This window comes from Vibrio sp. 1641 (assembly GCF_033339995.1).
Lineage (GTDB): Bacteria > Pseudomonadota > Gammaproteobacteria > Enterobacterales > Vibrionaceae > Vibrio > Vibrio alginolyticus.
Genome location: NZ_JAWOVP010000270.1, coordinates 1 through 631, shown reverse-complemented (window position 1 = coordinate 631; position 631 = coordinate 1). Strand labels below are relative to the sequence as shown.

The following is a 631-nucleotide window of genomic DNA, read 5'->3' as shown; positions in this document are numbered from 1 at the left end:
TAGTGGAGCGAGTGTAATGCAGTATCAAGTTCTTACTGTAGGTAACCCAAACAGCGGTAAAACTACTCTTTTTAATGGTTTGAGTGGTGCCAAACAGCAAGTCGGTAACTGGGCTGGCGTGACTGTTGAGAAAAAAACGGGTCAATTTAAGCACGCGGGTGATGAGTTTTTACTGACGGACTTGCCGGGCATTTACTCTCTGGATAGCGGTAACGATAGTAACAGTATCGATGAATCCATCGCTTCTCGTGCGGTGTTGACGCACCCAGCTGATTTGATCATCAACCTGCTTGCTGCCACCAGCTTAGAGCGCAGTCTATATTTGACGCTGCACCTTCGTGAGCTTGGTCGTCCGATGGTTGTTGTTCTCAACAAAATGGATGCGTTAAAGCGTGAACGTCAGATGATCAACATTGCTGAGTTAGAAAAGACGCTAGGTTGCCCAGTGATCAGTTTGTCTGCCACTAATAAAGCACAAGTTGCTGAGTTTAAAGAAAAGCTCCACAAAGCCATAGTTCAGGGGGTTGCGCTAAAAGACCGCTCTTTGAATTACGGCGATAAGATGGAAGCAGCGATCGAGCATATTTCTTCTCTATTTAACGATCAAACCGTTTCTCATCGTGCATTAGCG

The 631-nt window shown here is 45.8% G+C and carries 1 protein-coding gene; it reads left to right on the top strand.

Annotated elements, in window-relative coordinates; genetic code table 11:
- Positions 1-16: 16 nt before the first annotated feature.
- Positions 17-631, top strand: a 615-nt coding sequence (locus R7Z47_RS25465; RefSeq protein WP_318130842.1) for a FeoB small GTPase domain-containing protein, incomplete at its 3' end; no start/stop codon positions are given.